The 18,370-nt window shown below is 59.1% G+C and carries 15 protein-coding genes and 1 pseudogene; 14 read left to right on the top strand and 2 right to left on the bottom strand.

Going from position 1 to position 18,370, the window contains the following annotated elements; translation table 11 throughout:
- Positions 1–61 precede the first annotated feature (61 nt).
- The gene (locus DWX75_RS02095; RefSeq protein WP_118014455.1) at positions 62–1,294 is read right to left on the bottom strand and encodes an LL-diaminopimelate aminotransferase; all 1,233 of its coding nucleotides are present in this window, start codon (positions 1,292–1,294) and stop codon (positions 62–64) included.
- 471 nt (positions 1,295–1,765) lie between these two features.
- Here DWX75_RS02095 and DWX75_RS02090 point away from each other — a divergent pair, with 471 nt between their 5' ends.
- Complete coding sequence (locus DWX75_RS02090) at positions 1,766–3,106, top strand: anaerobic C4-dicarboxylate transporter (protein ID WP_118014453.1); 1,341 nt, start codon at positions 1,766–1,768, stop codon at positions 3,104–3,106.
- An 85-nt stretch (positions 3,107–3,191) separates the two neighbouring features.
- Positions 3,192–4,256, top strand: a complete 1,065-nt coding sequence (locus DWX75_RS02085; RefSeq protein ID WP_118014451.1) for a tartrate dehydrogenase — start codon at positions 3,192–3,194, stop codon at positions 4,254–4,256.
- Between the two features lie 118 nt (positions 4,257–4,374).
- Here DWX75_RS02085 and DWX75_RS02080 read toward each other — a convergent pair whose 3' ends face one another.
- Positions 4,375–5,268, bottom strand: a complete 894-nt coding sequence (locus tag DWX75_RS02080; protein ID WP_118014449.1) for a LysR family transcriptional regulator — start codon at positions 5,266–5,268, stop codon at positions 4,375–4,377.
- Positions 5,269–5,475: 207 nt separating this feature from the next.
- On the opposite strand from DWX75_RS02080, the gene acpS reads away from it, so the two are divergent.
- From acpS to DWX75_RS02020, 12 genes and pseudogenes are all read left to right on the top strand, one after another.
- Positions 5,476–5,847, top strand: a complete 372-nt coding sequence (gene acpS, locus DWX75_RS02075) for a holo-ACP synthase (protein ID WP_118014447.1) — start codon at positions 5,476–5,478, stop codon at positions 5,845–5,847.
- 2 nt (positions 5,848–5,849) lie between these two features.
- A complete protein-coding gene (locus tag DWX75_RS02070; RefSeq protein ID WP_118014445.1) occupies positions 5,850–7,415 on the top strand; it encodes an NAD(P)H-hydrate dehydratase in 1,566 nt (521 codons plus the stop codon).
- A gap of 112 nt (positions 7,416–7,527) precedes the next feature.
- Positions 7,528–8,568: pseudogene (locus tag DWX75_RS02065) on the top strand (branched-chain amino acid aminotransferase); the annotation flags it as partial.
- Positions 8,569–8,740: 172 nt separating this feature from the next.
- On the top strand, positions 8,741–9,580 hold the full coding sequence (gene cdaA / locus DWX75_RS02060) for a diadenylate cyclase CdaA (RefSeq protein ID WP_118014441.1): 840 nt from the start codon (positions 8,741–8,743) through the stop codon (positions 9,578–9,580).
- Positions 9,577–10,518 carry a YbbR-like domain-containing protein gene (locus DWX75_RS02055; RefSeq protein ID WP_118014439.1) on the top strand — a complete coding sequence of 314 codons (942 nt, stop codon included), beginning with the start codon at positions 9,577–9,579 and terminating at the stop codon, positions 10,516–10,518. Before cdaA ends, DWX75_RS02055 begins: the two co-directional genes overlap by 4 nt.
- Positions 10,519–10,578: 60 nt before the next feature.
- Positions 10,579–12,195: an NAD(P)/FAD-dependent oxidoreductase gene (locus DWX75_RS02050; RefSeq protein WP_118014437.1), complete on the top strand. Its 1,617-nt coding sequence runs from the start codon at positions 10,579–10,581 to the stop codon at positions 12,193–12,195.
- 47 nt (positions 12,196–12,242) lie between these two features.
- Positions 12,243–13,592 carry a phosphoglucosamine mutase gene (glmM, locus tag DWX75_RS02045; RefSeq protein WP_118014435.1) on the top strand — a complete coding sequence of 450 codons (1,350 nt, stop codon included), beginning with the start codon at positions 12,243–12,245 and terminating at the stop codon, positions 13,590–13,592.
- The gene (locus DWX75_RS02040; RefSeq protein WP_118014433.1) at positions 13,592–14,392 is read left to right on the top strand and encodes a sirohydrochlorin cobaltochelatase; all 801 of its coding nucleotides are present in this window, start codon (positions 13,592–13,594) and stop codon (positions 14,390–14,392) included. Before glmM ends, DWX75_RS02040 begins: the two co-directional genes overlap by 1 nt.
- 213 nt (positions 14,393–14,605) lie before the next feature.
- Positions 14,606–14,956 (top strand): OadG family protein, encoded by a 351-nt coding sequence (locus DWX75_RS02035; RefSeq protein WP_118014431.1) that lies wholly within the window; start codon positions 14,606–14,608, stop codon positions 14,954–14,956.
- A 19-nt stretch (positions 14,957–14,975) separates the two neighbouring features.
- Positions 14,976–16,106, top strand: a complete 1,131-nt coding sequence (locus DWX75_RS02030) for a sodium ion-translocating decarboxylase subunit beta (protein ID WP_118014429.1) — start codon at positions 14,976–14,978, stop codon at positions 16,104–16,106.
- Positions 16,107–16,980: 874 nt separating this feature from the next.
- The gene (locus tag DWX75_RS02025) at positions 16,981–17,709 is read left to right on the top strand and encodes an ESPR domain-containing protein (protein WP_118014427.1); all 729 of its coding nucleotides are present in this window, start codon (positions 16,981–16,983) and stop codon (positions 17,707–17,709) included.
- Positions 17,627–18,271: an autotransporter outer membrane beta-barrel domain-containing protein gene (locus DWX75_RS02020; RefSeq protein WP_118014425.1), complete on the top strand. Its 645-nt coding sequence runs from the start codon at positions 17,627–17,629 to the stop codon at positions 18,269–18,271. Before DWX75_RS02025 ends, DWX75_RS02020 begins: the two co-directional genes overlap by 83 nt.
- Positions 18,272–18,370 lie beyond the last annotated feature (99 nt).

Below are 18,370 nucleotides of genomic sequence, written 5' to 3'. Positions count from 1 at the left end.
GCGGCCCTCTTGTTTTTGGGGATCTGTTATTTCACAGCCCCATTTTTTGCCTTATAGTTGCTTAGAATTTGAGCTTGGCGAAGCGGGCTACGGCGCGCTTCGTGTTCTCGTGGCTGCCGAAGGCCGTGAGACGGAAATAGCCTTCGCCGCAGGGGCCGAAGCCGGCGCCCGGCGTGCCGACGATGTTGGCTTCCGTCAGCAGCTTGTCGAAGAAATCCCACGAGCTCATGTTCTTCGGGGTCTTGAGCCAGATGTACGGGGCGTTGACGCCGCCGTATGCCTCGAGGCCGGCGGCCTTGAGACCCTCGCGGATCACGCGGGCATTTTCCATATAATAGGAAACGAGCTCTTTGACCTGCTTCTGGCCTTCTTCCGTGTAGATGGCGGCAGCACCGCGCTGCACGATATAGGCCGTGCCGTTGAACTTCGTCGTATGGCGGCGGTTCCAGAGCTTGTTGAACGATACGAGCGAACCGTCGGCTGCGCGGCCCTTGACCGTCTTCGGGATGATCGTGTAGCCGCAGCGCGTACCCGTGAAGCCAGCCGTCTTGGAGAAGGAACGGAACTCGATGGCAACATCCTTGGCACCCGGGATCTCGTAGATGGAACGCGGCACATCCTCTTCCGTGATGTAAGCAGCATAGGCGGCATCGAAGAGGATGACCGTCTCATTTTCCTTGGCGTAGTTGACCCACTTCGTCAGTTCCTCACGCGAGAGCGTCGTGCCCGTCGGGTTGTTCGGGCAGCAGAGGTAAAGCATATCGACGTGCTCTTTTGGCAGGGCCGGGGCAAAGTTGTTCTCCGCCGTGCAGGGCAGGTAAACGACGCCCTCGAAGTGACCGTCTTTCTGGAGCTCGCCCGTGCGGCCAGCCATGACATTCGTATCGAGGTATACCGGGTATACCGGGTCCGTGATGGCGACCTTGTTGGCGAGTCCGAAGATTTCCTGGATGTTGCCGCAGTCGCTCTTGGAGCCGTCGCTGACAAAAATCTCATCGGGTGCGATCTCGATGCCGCGGTCCGTGTAGTTGTTCTTGATGATGGCTTCCGTCAGGAAGGAGTAGCCCTGTTCCGGGCCGTAGCCGTGGAACGTCTCGGCCTTGGCCTGATCGTCGACGGCCTTGTGCATGGCCTCGATGCAGGCCTGCGGCAGCGGCTGCGTGACATCGCCAATGCCAAGGCGGATGATGTCCGCTTCCGGATGTGCTTCCTTATATGCAGCGACGCGACGTGCAATCTCAGCGAAGAGATAGCTGCCAGGGAGTTTCAGATAGTTATCATTAATGGTTGCCATGAATGAAAATCCTCCTATCGAATTGTTAGAATCGTTATCAATATAACTTTTTAGCATATTATAACACATTGGTATGCCATTTCAAATAGGGAAGCGGAGAAAATGAAAAAATTATTTTCTGCATATTGTTCAAAAAATGAGAGAAAAAGCAGGATAATTAATAGTGGTCATATTATAATATTTTTTATTTATCATCTAAATATTTTATAATAAATAGTATTTACTTATGCTTTCATTATGTTGTATAATATACGAGGCTCTGACGGAGACGGTTCGTTCAAATTCTTTTTCTTTGCGAGCAGGATTTCGTCAAGCGGCAGCGAATCTTATAAAGCAAATGCAATCAATCCAAAAGAAACGATTGTTTGCATTTGACTTATGCCTGCTCAGCAGGCTGCCGTTCAGCCATGGGGTATTTTTTCATTTATCTTATTTATCATCAAGGTCATTTCTAAGGAAGGGGAGTTCATTTTGGAAATGCTACTTGGTCTTATCGTCCTGTTGGCCTGCCTGGTCTTCGGTGTGCGTCACGGCGGCATCGGCCTGGCTGTCATCAGCGGTATCGGTCTGGTCATCTTTACATTTGTCTTTGGCTATAAGCCAGGCGTGCCGCCAATCGGCGTCATGCTCACGATCCTCGCCGTCGTCACCTGCGCCGGCTTCCTGCAGACTTCGGGCGGCCTCACGGTCATGCTGAAGTACGCAGAGAAATTCCTGCGCAACAACCCGAAGCAGATCACGATTCTCGCGCCAATCACGACCTGGTTCCTGACGGTGCTCTGCGGCACGGGCCACGTCGTCTACACGATGTTCCCGATCATCTATGATATCGCCATCAAGCAGAACATCCGCCCGGAGCGCCCGATGGCCGTCGCTTCCGTCGCTTCGCAGATGGGTATCTGCGCTTCGCCGGTTTCGGTTGCCGTCGTCTCCATCGTCGGCTTCATGGCTGCTGCCGGCTATGAGTACACGGTTCTGCAGATTCTCGCGGTTTCCATCCCGGCCACGTTCGTCGGCGTCCTTTGCGCTGCCCTCTGGTCGTACCGCCGCGGCAAGGATCTCGACAAGGATCCGCGCTTCCAGGAATTCATCAAGGACCCGGAGAACAAGGAGTACGTCTACGGCGAGTCCGAGACGCTGCAGGGCAAGGAACTGCCGAAGTCCTATTACCATGCCATGTACATCTTCTTCCTCGGCATCCTCGTCATCGCCTGCCTCGGCAATTTCCCGTCGCTCCTGCCGCATTTCCCGAACGCCAAGGGCGTCATGAAGGCCATTTCGATGACGGACGTCATCCAGATGGTCATGCTCTTTGTCGCCGCCATGATCCTGATTTTCTGCAAGATCAAGGCCAAGGATGTCGGCAACAGCCAGGTATTCCGCTCCGGTATCGTCGCACTCGTTTCCGTATACGGCGTTGCCTGGATGGCAGATACGTATTTCTCCAACCATATGACGATCCTCAAGGAGTGGCTCGGCGTCGCCGTACAGGCGTATCCGTGGGCTTATGCCATCTTCGCCTTCCTGACGTCGAAACTCGTTAACTCGCAGGCTGCGGCCATCGCCATCGTTATGCCGCTGGCCCTCAATGTCGGCATGGACCCTGTCCTCATCATGTCGTTCATCTCGGCCTGCTACGGTTACTTCTTCCTGCCGACGTATCCTTCCGATCTGGCCTGCATCGGCTTCGACCGTTCGGGTACGACGCGCATCGGCAAGTACATCCTGAACCACAGCTTCATGATCCCGGGCCTCATCGGTGTCATCACGGGCTGCTGTGCCGGCTTTGTCATGGCGCATATCGTCATGTAAGCGTTCACCAGCTTTTTGAGCGGTTTCCTTCTGGAAGCCGCTTTTTCCATATCCATCCGGATCACTTGAAAAAGGAGTGTTTTTCATGGAAAAATTCAAGATTGCCGTGATCGCCGGCGATGGCATCGGCCCTGAGGTCATCGCGGAAGGCAAGAAAGTCCTCTCCGGCATTGCCGCCATGGACGGCAGCTTCGCCGTCGAATTCACCGATTTCCCCTGGGGCTGCGAGTATTACCTGCGGACGGGCAGGATGATGGACGAGGATGGGCTCGAGAAGCTCAAGGCCTTTGATGCCATTTACCTCGGTGCCGTCGGTTATCCCGGCGTGCCCGACAACGTCTCGCTGGGGCAGCTGCTCCTGAAGATTCGCCGCGGCTTTGATGAATACGTCAATCTGCGCCCGGTAAAACTGCTCGAGGGCGCGCCGTGCCCGCTCGCCGGCGTCAAGCGCGAGGACATCGACATGGTCGTCATCCGCGAGAACAGCGAGGGCGAGTACGCCGATGTCGGCGCACGCCTCTATCCGGGGACGCCACAGGAAATCGCCCTGCAGACGGGCGTTTTCTCGCGCAGAGGCTGTGAGCGCATCATGCGCTACGCGTATGAACTCGCGCGCCGCGAGCACAAGACGCTGACCTCCATCTCCAAGGGCAATGCACTCGGGTATTCGATGGTGTTCTGGGATGAGATTTTCGCCGAGCTCGGCAAGGAGTATCCGGACGTTGAGACGCACAAGCTGCTCGTCGATGCCGCGAGCATGATGTTCGTCAAGAACCCCAAGCGCTTCGAGGTCGTCGTCACGAGCAATCTGTTCGGCGACATCCTGACGGATCTCGGCGCGGCCATCGCGGGCGGCATGGGCCTGGCGGCCGGTGCGAACCTCAACCCGGAGCGCAAGTACCCGTCGATGTTCGAGCCCATCCACGGCAGTGCGCCGGATATCGCCGGCAAGGGCATCGCGAACCCGCTGGCCAGCATCTGGTCCATCAGCCAGATGCTCGATTTCTTCGGCAAGCCGGAGTGGGGCAGGCGCGTCCTCTCAGCCATCGAGACGCTGCTCGTCGAGAAGAAGACGCTGACGCCGGATCTCGGCGGCCAGGCGAAGACGCAGGACATCGGCGAGGCCATCCTCGAAATCCTGCAGCGCTGAACATGACGTGACGCATCTTCATATACGCATATATAAGAAAGAAAAATGGTCATCCTGCCTGTGGGGCGGGATGACCATTTTACGTGTCGAGAAAACGGGATGATGGAGAAAGACCCGGTCAGACAGCGGAACCGTGGTTCTGCTTGAGCAGGTCCTTGCAGAAATCGATGAAGGACTGCGCGGCCTTCGAGATGTAGCGGTCCTTCTTCCAGGCCAGGCCGACATCGACGAAGAGCGGATCGGCGAGCGGGATGGCCTTCATGCCCGGCGTATTGCCGACAACCATGTCGAGCAGGAACGTGATGCCGACGCCGCTCGCGACGAGACCCTTGAGCGTGACGATCTGATTGGATTCGAGCACGATATTCGGCGTGATGTTGGCTTCTTTCATCTTGCCGAGGATGGTCTGGCGCAGGAACGAGCCTTCCTTGAGCATGACAATCTTCGAGTCGGCGACATCCTGCAGCGAGATGCTCTTCTTGCTTGCGAGCGGGCTTTCCTCTGGCACGCAGCAGAGGATTTGGTTCTTCGACATCGGCAGGAGCTGCAGATGGTGGGAGGCACCCGAGATGATGATGATGCCGAAGTCGAGCTCATCGCGCTCGAGCTGCTCGCGGATGGACATCGAGGCTTCTTCATGCATGAAGATGTCGAGGTGCGAGTAGCGGCGCTGGAAGCTCGAGAAGATGCGCGGGAAGAGGTAGGCGCCCATCATCGGCGGCACGCCAATCTTGATTGTGCCCTTCTGGAGCTGCTTGTAGTCGTTAACTTCGAGTACGGCATCCTGGATATTGCGCAGGGCGAGCTCGACGCGGTTGAGGAAGACGGCGCCCTCCGGTGTCAGCGAGAGCTGCTTCTGGCTGCGGTCAAACAGCTGGATCCCAAGCTCAGCTTCCAGTTTCTTGATGGCGACGGTGATGTTTGGCTGAGAAACACGCAGGCGTTCAGCCGCACGGGTGATATTGCGCAGACGGCTGGCCATCTGGAAATATTCGAGTTGTCTTAGTTCCATGTGATCGCTTCTTTCTTTATGAAATAAATTGGATAAACTGCATAAACTTCTTTTATTCACTGCCATTATACCATATTTTTGATGAATGTATGATAGTATAACCAAAAATTATTGTAAAAAAGATAAATTTTTTTTCGGGAAGGAAAACCTTTTCGCGACAGGGAAATAATAGATATAAAGTTGTATAGAAAAGAAGGGGATGGTTGCTTGATTCGAGGAATCGGGACCGATATCATAGAGATTGAACGGATCCGTCAGGCCGTCGCGAAGGAACGGTTTGTCGCGCGCGTCTACACGCAGGGGGAGCAGGAGTACTGCCGGGGACGCGGCGTGCAGGCGGCTGCGAGCTTTGCGGCGCGCTTCTCGGGCAAGGAGGCCGTGCTCAAGGCCTTTGGCACGGGGCTGCGCGGCGGCACGCTGCTCGATGTGGAAATCGTGCCGGATGCACTCGGTGCGCCGCGCGTGAAGCTGCATGGCTACTTTGCCGAGCTCGCGCGGCAGCGCGGCATCAAGGAAGTGTGGCTGTCACTGAGCCATACGGAGTCGTATGCGGTGGCACAATGCGTGATGGAGGGATGAGCATGAAATTGTCACTCGTACAGGAAATGCGGGAGATTGATCGGCGTGCCGGCGAGGAGTATGGCCTGCCCGAGCTTCTCTTGATGGAGACGGCCGGCGGCAAGGTGGCCGAGGCGGCCATCGCGATGCTCGGCACGGTGAAGGGTCGGCAGATTTCCATCGCAGCGGGCAGCGGCAACAACGGTGGCGATGCATTTGCAGCCGCACGGTATCTCGCGAACCGCGGTGCGGCAGTCAAGGTGTTCCTGGCCGGCAATCCCGAGCACATCAAGCATTCGCCGGCCGTGATGCGCGATGTCCTCACGCAGATGGGCATCGCGGTGCACACGCTGACGGAGAAGCGCGACATGGACCGGCTACGCCTCTCGCTGCATTTCACGGATCTCATCATCGACGGGCTGCTCGGCACGGGCTTTGCCGGGGCGCCGCGCGAGAAGATGCGCGAGGTCATCTCGATGCTCAATGCGTCAGGAAAACCGATCCTTGCCATCGACATCGCGAGCGGCGTCGAGGCCGACACGGGCAAGGTGGCATCCGTGGCCATCGAGGCGGCGCGCACGGTGACGCTAGGCCTGCCGAAGCCCGGCCACTATCTGAGCCCCGGTGCCGACCATACGGGCAAGCTTTCGGTGTCGGACATCGGCATCCCGTATCCCCTGCTCACGGATGACGCCATCCGGCAGGAACTGCTCGATGAAAGGCTTGCCGCCTCGCTGCTGCCGGCGCGCATCCGTGCGGCGCACAAGGGCACGTGCGGCCGTATCCTCGTCGTGGCCGGGGCGCGCGGCATGACGGGGGCCGCCGCAATGGCCTCGCAGGCTGCGCTGCGTGCGGGCTGCGGCATCGTGACGCTGGCCGTGCCGGCGAGCCTGCAGCCTCTTCTGGCCGTGAAGCTCACGGAGGTCATGACAAAGCCGCTGCTGGAGACGGACGGAGCGCTTGGCGGCGAAGGGGCGCTTGACGAGCTGCTGGCACTTGCCGCAGACTACGACGGTGTGCTCATGGGGCCGGGGCTCGGGCGCGCGCCGCAGACGATGGAGCTCGTGCGTGCCTTTGCCATGGCGTATGACAAGCCGCTCGTCCTCGACGCCGACGCACTCTACGCCTTCCGCAATCACGGTGCGGAGCTCGCGAAATGCCCGCAGCCGCCCGTCATCACGCCGCACCTCGGCGAGCTCGCCGGCCTCACGGGCCTCACGGTGTCGGATCTGCGGGAAGACCTCCTGGGGTTTGTGCGTGAGGCGGCGCGGGAATATCGGGCCATTCTCGTGGCCAAGAGTGAGTGCACGCTCGTCGCGTACCCCGACGGGCGCGTCTACTTCACGACGGTCGGCAACCCCGGCATGGCGACGGCCGGTGCCGGAGATGTCCTGGCCGGCACGATCGCGGGCCTCATCGAGCAGACGGGCAGCGATCAGGCCCCGCTCGTGGGGACCTTCCTGCACGGCCGGGCCGGCGATCTCGCCTACACCAGGCTGTGCGAAGGCCTCGTGGCGACGGATATCTTGCAGGCTCTCCCCGAGGCGCGCAGGCAGCTTGAGAATATGCCGGCAGATGGACGCATGTAACAAACAGGAAGGACAAAGATTCCTGCTTGGTGAATATTGTATACTTTTATTTTGCCGACCTATTGACAAATTGTACAGGCCGGGTCTATGATATAGATACTTTCACGGAAGAAAAGAGGAGTTTTCAATGGCAAAAGTTGATGTGGATTGGGATAAGCTCACGTTCTCGTATCAGCCGATTTCCCAGCGTTACGTTGCGAACTATAAGGATGGCAAATGGGGTGAGGGTCATCTGACGGATGATCCGACGGTACAGCTCAACGAGTGCGCCGGCATCCTGCAGTACTGCCAGGAAGTATTCGAGGGCCTCAAGGCTTACAAGACGAAGGATGGCCGCGTGGTCACGTTCCGTCCGGACATGAACGCCAAGCGCATGATCGATTCGGCCAAGCGCCTCGAGATGCCGCCGGTTTCCGAGGAGATGTTCCTCGAGGCCGTCGACCAGGTCGTCGCAGCCAACAAGGACTGGATTCCGCCGTATGAGTCGGGCGGCGCACTCTACCTGCGTCCGTACCTCTTCGCCACGGGCCCGGTCATCGGCGTCAAGCCGGCTGACGAGTACCAGTTCCGCCTCTTCGGCACGCCGGTTGGTTCTTACTTCAAGAACGGCGTCAAGCCAATCACGATCTGCGTCAGCGATTACGACCGCGCTGCTCCGCACGGCACGGGCAACATCAAGGCCGGCCTGAACTACGCGATGAGCCTGTATCCGTACATCCTCGCCCATCAGAGAGGCTTCGATGAAAACATGTACCTCGATGCGGCAACGCGCACCTATGTTGAGGAAACGGGCGGCGCAAACTTCCTGTTCGTCACGAAGGACGGCAAGCTCGTCACGCCGAAATCCGACAGCATCCTGCCGTCCATCACGCGCCGTTCGCTCGTCACGATTGCAGAGCACCTCGGCTACACGGTCGAGCATCGTCCGGTCAAGTTCACGGAGCTCAAGGACTTCGCCGAAGCCGGCCTCTGCGGCACGGCTGCCGTTATCTGCCCGGTCGGCAAGGTCGTCGGCAATGGCGAGACGATCGAGTTCCCGAGCGGCATGCAGGAAATGGGTCCTGTGCTCACGAAACTCTACAACACGCTGCGCGGCATTCAGCTCGGCACGGTCGAGGCACCGGAAAAGGGCTGGATTCGCGAAATCAAATAATCATCCTGTCCTGCACAGCAGTCAGAGGTCCGCTTCTTTTGAGGCGGGCCTTTTTGTGACTAAAAAATTTCAGCGGTAACAAGGAAATTGCTGTCCGAGGCGAGAATAGCATTATAATAGAGATATTTTCGGATTCATTTTTCATTCACTTATTTTTGTAGGAGCTATGCTTATGCCGTTTGAACTACCTTTTCCCTTGCAATTTCATGGCATCATCTCAACCATCGGGCCGATGGACATCCTCGATATCATCATCGTGGCCGTCATCCTCTACAAGGTGTACGTCATGCTCCAGGACACGCGGGCCATTACGCTCGTCAAGGGCATCCTCGTGCTGCTGGGCGTGACGATCGTCTGCAGCTGGCTCGAGCTCCACGTCATTTCCTGGCTGCTCCAGAAGGCCGTAACGCTGCTCTTCGTCGCCCTGCCCATTGTGTTCCAGCCAGAGCTCCGGCGCGCGCTCGAGCATCTCGGCCAGGGCAAGTTCCTCGGGCCGTCGGTCTTCCTCGACGATGAGGAGGCGCGTTCCGTCGTGCACGAGCTCGCGAAGGCCGTCAAGGTCATGTCAGCCAACAAGACCGGCGCGCTCATCGTCATCGAGCGCAACATGGGCCTCAACGATATCAGTGCGACGGGCATCCAGATCGACGGCCTCATCACGGCGGATTTCCTGCTCAACGTCTTCATCCCGAACACGCCGCTGCACGATGGTGCGGCCGTCGTGCGCGGCAAGCGTCTCATTGCGGCGGGCTGTCTGCTGCCGCTGACGGAGAACCGCTCGCTTTCCACGGAGCTCGGCACGCGCCACCGCGCGGCCATCGGTCTTTCGGAGCAGTGCGATGCGCTCGTCATCGTGGTCAGTGAGGAGACGGGCACGATTTCCGTCGCTGAGAACGGCCGCATGGTGCGCCATCTCGATATCGAGAAGCTCAAGAACATCCTGCGCCCGGCCTTCACCTCGCCGCAGAAGGGCATCAAGGACATGGTACGCAACTGGAGGAAAAAGAAATGATAGCAAGACTTCGCAGACTCGTGCAGCACAATCTGCCGGCTAAGATCTTGGCTCTCGTTGTCGCCTTGATCCTCTGGGGCTACGTCATGAACGACCAGAATCCCGCCATCGAGAGCACGTATACCGTGCAGCTCGATGTCATCAATGCGCCGGAGGGCTATAAGATCACGAAGGACGCTTCGTCGGTGAAGCTCAAGGTCCGCGGCCCGCGCTCACTCTTTGTCTCGGCGTCCGACAGCGACTTCAAGGCGTATGTCGACCTCTCGAACCTCGATTCCGGCAAGCATGCCGTCAAGGTGCAGACGGTGCTGCCGCAGGGATTTGAGCTTGTCGAAGCGAAGCCGGATACCGTTACGTTTACGCTCGACCGCATCATCCAAAAGACGATCCGTGCGGAATTCATCGTCACAGGCTCCACGGCACCAGGCACGACAGTTGCGCGCGTCTCGCCGTCGGTTGAGACGGTGACAATCGAAGGCGCGGAATCGGATATCCGCGATGTGACGCGCGTAATCGGCTACGTGGGCCTCGCCGGCAACAACGAGGATTTCAGCCTCAAGGTGCCGCTTACGGCCATCAACAGCGACGGCTGCGAGGTGGCCGGCGTGACCATCTATCCGTCGTCGGCGGAAGTCAGCGTGCAGCTGGCCCGCGGCCTGACGAAGAAGATCGTCACGATCCAGCCGGATCTCGGCAGCGATCTTGAGCAGGGCTATGAACTCGGCACGGTCAGGGTCGATCCTACGAAGATCGAGATTGCCGGCCGCGACGATATGCTCGCGAAGATCTCGAGCATCGAGACGGAGAAGATTTCGCTGGCAGGCCTGACGAAGAATGCCGACAAGACGGTGCAGCTCGTGCTGCCCGATGGCGTGACGGTTACGAACCACGCCGTCACGGTCCATATCGAGATCCGGGCGAAGAAGAAGGCCACGTGACCTTCCGGCCCCTGTGATTGGATTGTTACAAGTTCATGCATAATTGGAGTGAAGTTGCAAGTGATCAGGATACGCAATCTGGCCGTCCCCTTCGACGAGGAGACGAGCCTGCAAAACCTTGCAGCCAAACGCATCATGTTACCACCCCAGCAGCTTGCCGGGGTGGTAATTGTGCGTAAGGCTGTCGACGCCAGGAGATACCATGGCGCACCCATTCAGTTTGTTTACGTGCTCGATGTCACGCTCGCAGGCGGTGAGAAGCAGGAGCGCAAGGTCCTGCAGAAGCTGCGCCGCGACCGCAATGTGGAGGCGGTGCAGCCGTCTCGTCCCGCAATGGTACCGGCGGGGAAGCCCGGAGCATCCCGCCCCGTCGTCGTGGGCTTCGGCCCGGCCGGCATGTTCGCGGCCCTGACGCTCGCGCGTGCAGGACTCTCGCCGCTCGTGCTCGAGCGCGGCCATGACGTCGACACGCGCCATGCGGATATCGCGAAGTTCTGGCAGGGCGGTGCGCTCAATCCGCAGTCGAACGTCCAGTTCGGCGAGGGAGGTGCCGGTACATTCTCGGACGGCAAGCTCACGACGCGCATCAACGACCCGCATATGAAGGATGTCATCGAGGCGTTCGTCGCGGCCGGTGCACCCGAGGAGATCCGTTACCTGCACAAGCCGCACATCGGCACGGACATCCTGCGCACGGTCGTCAAGAACCTGCGACAGGAAGTCATCCGGCTCGGCGGCGAGGTGCGCTTCGGCGCGCGCGTCACGGATCTCGAGCTCGGCGCAGAGGGCGTGGAGGCAGTCATCGTCAACGATGACGAACGCATCCCGACAGACATAGTCTTCCTCGGCATCGGCCATTCGGCCCGCGACACGTACCGCATGCTTCTCTCGCGCGGCGTCGCCATGGAGGCAAAGCCCTTTGCGATGGGTGTGCGCATCGAGCATCCGCAGGAATTCATCGACCGTGCGCAGTACGGAGAAGACGCGGGCAATCCGCGCCTGCCCGTCGCCGATTACGCGCTGACGTACAAGGACCCCGTGACGGGGCGCGGCGCCTATTCTTTCTGCATGTGCCCCGGCGGCCTCGTCGTGGCGGCGGCTTCGGAGGAACAGCGCGTCGTTACGAACGGCATGAGCAATTACCGCCGCAATTCGGGCATTGCGAACGGCGCGCTGCTCGTGCAGGTCACGCCGGAGGATTTCGGCGCGGGCGTGCTCGCGGGCATGAAGCTCCAGCAGGATCTTGAGGGGCTGGCCTTCGACCTTGGCGGCCGCGACTACTATGCGCCTGTGCAGACCGTGGGGGATTTCCTCAAGGGCACGAGCGGCTCGCGCGAGTTTTTGACGCGGCCGACGTACGCGCCGGGCACGCGTCCGGCGGATCTTCACCGCTGCCTGCCGGACTTCATCACGAAGACGCTCGCAGGCGCTCTGCCCTGGTTTGACCGCAAGATTCCGGGCTTTGCCAATGCCGGGGCCGTCATGACGGGCGTCGAGACGCGCTCGTCGGCGCCCTGCCGCATCCGCCGCGACCGACAGAGCTTCGTCGCAGAATGCACGCCCGGCCTTTATCCGATGGGCGAGGGAGCCGGTTATGCCGGCGGCATCATGAGTGCCGCCGTCGATGGCATGAAAGCCGCACTTGCATTTTTGACGAAAAATGTGCATACTGATTAAGAACACTATTCCAGAAAAATAACAAGGAAATAAGGAGAGGGAATAACATGGCAAGATTATTCGGTACGGACGGTGTCCGCGGAGAGGCAAACAAGACGCTGCTGCCGGAGATGGCATACCGTCTCGGCCGCGCAGCGACGCTCTACTTCGGCAAAGAGTCGGAGGAGCAGCCGCTCATCATCATCGGCCGCGATACGCGCATCTCGGGCGAGATGTTTGAATCCGCGCTGACGGCGGGCATCTGCTCGGCGGGCGGCCGCGCAATGCTCGCGGGCATTATCCCGACGCCGGCCATCGCTTACCTCGCGCGCAAGCACAAGGCCAAAGCCGGCATCGTCATCTCGGCTTCGCACAACCCGTTCCACGACAATGGCATCAAGTTCTTCGGCGGCGACGGCTACAAGCTGCCGGATTCCATTGAGGACGAGCTCGAGTCCATCGTGCACCAGCTCGAGACGGACGACAATCTGCCGCGCCCGACGGGCCGCCACATCGGCCACATCGAGTACCGCACGGACCTCCTGAACCAGTACATGGAGTTCGTGCTCTCCACGTGCAAGGAACGCTTTGACGGCGTCAAGGTCGTACTCGACTGCGCCAACGGCGCCGCTTACGAGGCCATGCCGAAGATCCTGCGCCGCCTCGGTGCCGACGTCAAGGTCATCCACGCGCTGCCGAACGGCACGAACATCAACGACGGCTGCGGCTCGACGCACCTCGAGTCCCTGCAGAAGGCCGTGCTCGAGAACGGCGCAGACTTCGGCATCGCGCACGACGGTGATGCAGACCGCTGCCTCTGCGTCGACGAGAAGGGCCAGGTCATCGACGGCGACCACATCCTCGTCATGTGCGCCATGGACATGATGAAAGAGGGCAAGCTGCCGTACAACACGGTCGTCACGACGGTTATGGCCAACATCGGCTTCCATCAGGCCATCAAGAAGGCCGGCGGCCGTGCCGAGATCACGAAGGTCGGCGACCGCTACGTCCTCGAGAACATGCTGAAGAACGGCTACAAGATCGGCGGCGAGCAGTCCGGCCACATCATCTTCACCGATTTCAGCACGACGGGCGACGGCCTCATCACGGCCCTGCAGGTGCTCTCCTCGCTCAAGCGCAGCGGCCGCAAGGCGTCGGACCTCACGGCGCTCATGACGACGTATCCGCAGCTCCTCGTCAACGTCAAGGTCGCGACGAAAGAGGGCTGGGAAGACAATGAAGCCATCAAGGAAGCCATTGCCGCCGGCGACAAGGAACTCGGCGAGAACGGCCGCATCCTCGTGCGTCCTTCGGGTACGGAACCTCTGATCCGCGTCATGGCGGAGGGCCCGGACCAGGATCAGCTCGACCGCATCTGCCATGCCATTGCCGATGTCGTCAAGAAGGAGCAGGGCTGATGAAACGCGCGCTGCTGCTCGTGAGCTTCGGCGTGCTCGCGGAGGCCTCGCGTGCGCGCTCGCTCGATGCGCTCGCGGAGGATTTCCGGCAGGCATTCCCGGCATGGACGGTACGGCAGGCCTATACCTCGCGCTTCCTCAAGGCAAAGCTTTCAGAGCGCGGCGTATCGGTCGATTCCCTGCCCGAGGCGCTCGCACGCCTTGAGGGCGAAGGCTATGACACGGTCTTCGTGCAGCCGACGTACCTGACGCCGGGGGAAGAGTACGAGCAAAAGGTCTGCACGGTTGTCGCGCAGTACGCTTCGCATTTTGCGGCACTGCTGCTCGGCGCGCCGGCCTTTGCGCGCCCGGCATGCGACATCCGCGGCCTGCGGGCCGTAGAGGCCGCGCACGCCGTTTCGTCCGGCACGCAGCTCGTGCTGCTGGGCCACGGCTCGCCGCATCAGCACAATCCCGTCTACGAGCGCCTGCAGGCCGTCGTCGACGAGGCAGGGCTGCCCATCCATATCGGCGTGCTCGAGCCGTCTGACTGGCCGACGTTTGACGATGTGCTGCAGCGGCTCCGGCGCGTGCCGGCCGCGGAGGCCGGGCGCATCCTGCTCGCCCCGCTGCTGCTAGCGGGCGGCCGCCACGTCACGCGCGACATGGCCGGTGAGGACAAGGGCTCCTGGCAGTCGCGGCTGCAGGCCGCCGGTTTCCCGGTCGAATCTGTCCTGCATGGCCTCGGAGAGTATCCGGCGTTCCGCCATGTCTACATCGCGCAGGCACGCGACGATCTTCGCGCCGCAGGTTTGCTTTAAGGCATACAAAAAATCGCACAGGAATGAATGATTCCCCCACAAGAATTGTCTGTTCCTGTGCCTTTTTTATGGTTTGTTCTTGTTCAAACGCGATTTATGCCCTGAATGTATGATTGCGATGCAAAGAAAATACTTTAATTTTCAGTAAAAATAATTTATAATGAATAAGTAAACTATTTTTAGCCCTTATAATCTTATAAATGAGGTGATTGTATGTCACAACCGGTAACCACGAATCCATTGATCATTATGCTGATCAATATGACCGTCGTCTTCCTGGTGTTGATTGCCTTGGGATTCGTCATCAAGTTGATCCATAAGATCGACCCCACCGTGCGTCATGAAAAGAAGGAGCCTGCACCGGCACAGCCTGCCGCTGCGGCACCCGCTCCCGAGCCGGAGCCTGTCGCTCCCGGCATACCGCCGGAGGTCGTCGCCGTCATCGCAGCAGCTGTCGCGAGCTACGGCTACGGAGTCGATGCGATTCGTGCAATCCGTCCGATTGAACGCAATGGCTGGAAACAGTCGGGCCGCGACATGGTCGCCGGCCGCACATTGATGTGAAGGAAGGGGAGGGATTTTCATGGAACTCATCAATGCATTTTCAGTGTCCCTGCAGGCCGTCTGGAATGACAGCGGCTTCTCGGCCTTCACGATGGGCAATGGCATCATGATTCTCGTGGGCCTCGTGCTCCTGTATCTCGCCATTGTCAAGGAATTTGAGCCGCTGCTCCTCGGCCCGATTGCGTTTGGCTGCGTGCTCGCGAACTTCCCGCGCACGGGCTTCCTCGAGGACCCGGGCCTGATGCTCGCCATCCATTACGGCATCGCAAACGAAATCTTCCCGCCGCTCATCTTCCTCGGCATCGGCGCCATGACGGACTTCGGCCCGCTGATTGCGCGTCCTTCGACGCTGCTCTTAGGTGCAGCTGCACAGATCGGTGTTTTCGTCGCTCTCGTCGGCGCCATGCTGCTCGGCTTTAACGTACAGGAAGCCGGTGCCATCGGCATCATCGGCGGTGCAGACGGCCCGACGGCCATCTACCTGACCATCCAGATGGCTCCGCATCTCCTGGGTGCCATTGCCGTCGCCGCTTATTCCTACATGTCCCTCGTGCCGCTCATTCAGCCGCCGGTCATGAAGCTCCTCACGACGCAGAAAGAACGCGAGGTCGTCATGGAGCAGCTGCGCCCCGTCACGAAGTTTGAGCGTCTCTGCTTCCCGATTGTCGCCGCTATTCTCATCAGTTTGCTGCTGCCGCCTATCGCGTCGCTGCTCGGCATGCTGATGCTCGGCAACATCTTCCGTGAGTCCGGCGTCATGGATCGTCTGTCCGATACGGCGCAGAATTCCCTGTGCAACATCGTCACGATTTTCCTGGCCACTGGTACAGGCATGACGATGAGCGCCGAGACGTTCCTCGTCCCGCAGACGCTGCTCATCATCGTCCTCGGCCTCGTCGCCTTCATCTTCGGCACGGCCGGCGGCGTCATCTTCGGCAAGATCATGTGCCGCGCTTCGGGCTGGAAGATCAACCCGCTCATCGGCTCGGCCGGTGTCTCCGCCGTCCCGATGGCTGCCCGCGTCAGTCAGGTCGTTGGCATGAAAGCAAAGCCCGGCAACTATCTCCTGATGCACGCCATGGGTCCGAACGTCGCCGGCGTTATCGGCACCGCTGTAGCAGCCGGTACCATGCTCGCGATGCTCAAATGACCAGCATCAAAATCCATATCGCATCTCAAGAACCCGCCCGCGCGGGTTCTTTTTTTTGCCTTCTCCGCACACGGGCGCTCTAAGCCTTCCCCGCGCACGGGGAAGGGGGACCGCGTAAGCGGTGGAAGAGGTCCTTGAGCTGGTGGGCATGAACAATGATCGATTGCAAGTCTTTACATGCAGCGTAGCCCCGTGTACGGACGCGAAGCGCGGGATGCCGGGGGTATCCCTGGAGAAGGTGGCCCGCAGGGCCGGAAGATGCCCATGGGCGAGGTTTCGCGCATATTTCGGTTTACAGCAAAATGGCAAGTTGCTGCGAGCAGGCACCCCTTCAGTCAGCTTCGCTGACAACTTCCCCCAAGGGGACGCCATCTGCACAAGCCCCCAGCTGTCCCCGCGCACGGGGAAGGTGCCCCGAAGGGGCGGAAGAGGTCCATGGAGAGTGGGTAAGAACAAAACTCAACTGCAAGCCCTTGCAAGCGTCGTAGCCCCGCGCACGGGCGCGAAGCGCGGGATGCCGGAGCATCCAGGAGAAAGGAGCCCTCGGAACCGTTGTCATTACAGGCTGGACGGCATATCGATGCGCATTTCTTAGAAAATCTAAGCCTTTGGAATTAAATTTGCTTTAAACACACATTAAGGGCTGTGGATAAGAGCGTATCGATTTTTAGTACTATTTTTTTTTTTTTTTGATAAGTGTTATAATTTCTGGACGAAAAGAGAATGAAGTTAGTGACATGTTTTTGGTATTGGAATGTAAGAAGTATCTGGAAAGGAGCAGAAACAAATCAAGGTTGGCGATAATTGCATAGTACCATCGCATTGCTAATGGAAACCTTTTTGCACTATTAAATTTGTGTAAGGAGCGTGCAAAATGAACAAGGTGTTCCAGGTTATATACAGTGAAGCCAGGAATGGGTATGTCGTCGTATCGGAGCTTGCCAAAACGCATGGCAAGGGCGTACATAGCCGCAGGAGGAAGACGGCCGTTTTGACGGCAGTCGTACTTTCCGCTCTGGCTTCTTTTTCATGGGCAGGCATGCCCGAGGCCCAGGCGGCTGCATCGGCTGAGCCGGTGACGATAGACAAACCGGGGCAGGTGGTGACGGATGATTTCGATGTAGAAGACTGCACAAAACGCGCGGTGGTGGATATCGCCGCTTCTGCCGCTAAAACTACCAAAGATGTGACGAAGGTGGATACGAAAAACATCACGGCCACTTTTTCCAACCCAAACGAAGCCAACGGCATTTGGGTGCAGGATGACTATCCCGGCACCGTGAAGCTGGCGGACGGACTCCATATTTCCATAGACTCTGACGCAAAGGATTACAATTCCTCCGGCATCTACCTGGAAGGGGTGGACGTGAGCCGGGATTCCCAAAGCCGGGATGAATCGATGAATGCCAATGATGAATATAAAGCCAATGACAATAAAATTTCTGACATAAAAGTGGAAGTGGGACATGGCACCTCCATTATGCTGAAGGCAGGTCTTGGAACAGACAAGGACAGAACAGATGTTACGGCTACGGGATTGGAAAACCAGCACGAGCAGCAACCATTCGCTCGCGGCGGGCATTTACGGCACGTGGTTCGGTGATTCGGGCGTCTACACGGACGCCGTGGCCAAGTGGGGCCGCGATGATGTGGACCTCCATACGTTGGGTTCGTACCCGGATCAGGCGAGTTACCGCACGCGTGCGGCAAGCCTGAGCCTCGAGTATGGCAAGACGATGAAATTAAACGACAAAGGTGTCTTCATCGAGCCGCAGGCCCAGCTCGTCTACGGCCATCTCGGCAGCACGCATTACACGACGGCACGCGAGAAGCAGGTCCACATGGACGACTACGACAGCTTCATCGGCCGCGTCGGCTTCGTCTTCGGCCGCCGCACGCCGGATGCCGAGAAGCCGCTCGACTATTACCTGCGCCTCTCCGCGCTGCACGAGTTCGGCGGCCGCCGTGGCATGCATCTCTCCGCCAGCGATGGCGAGACAATGGACTGGTCACGCGATTACGGCAGCACCTGGTACGAAGCCAGCCTCGGCGGCACGTACCGCCTGAACGACCGCACGACCCTTTACGGCGACGTCCAGCGCTCGTTCGGCAGTGACTGGCACAAGAAATGGCAGGGCAACATCGGCATCAACTGGCAATTCTGATAGAAAAATGACGCCGCAGGCATCACGCTTGCCGCGCCATTTTTGTTTTTAGCCTTCCCCGCGCACGGGGAAGGGGGACCGCGAAGCGGTGGAAGAGGT

This window comes from Mitsuokella sp. AF21-1AC (assembly GCF_003458855.1).
Lineage (GTDB): Bacteria > Bacillota > Negativicutes > Selenomonadales > Selenomonadaceae > Mitsuokella.
Note: the sequence above shows the minus strand (reverse complement) of the source record. Positions and strands in the feature narration are given on the sequence as shown.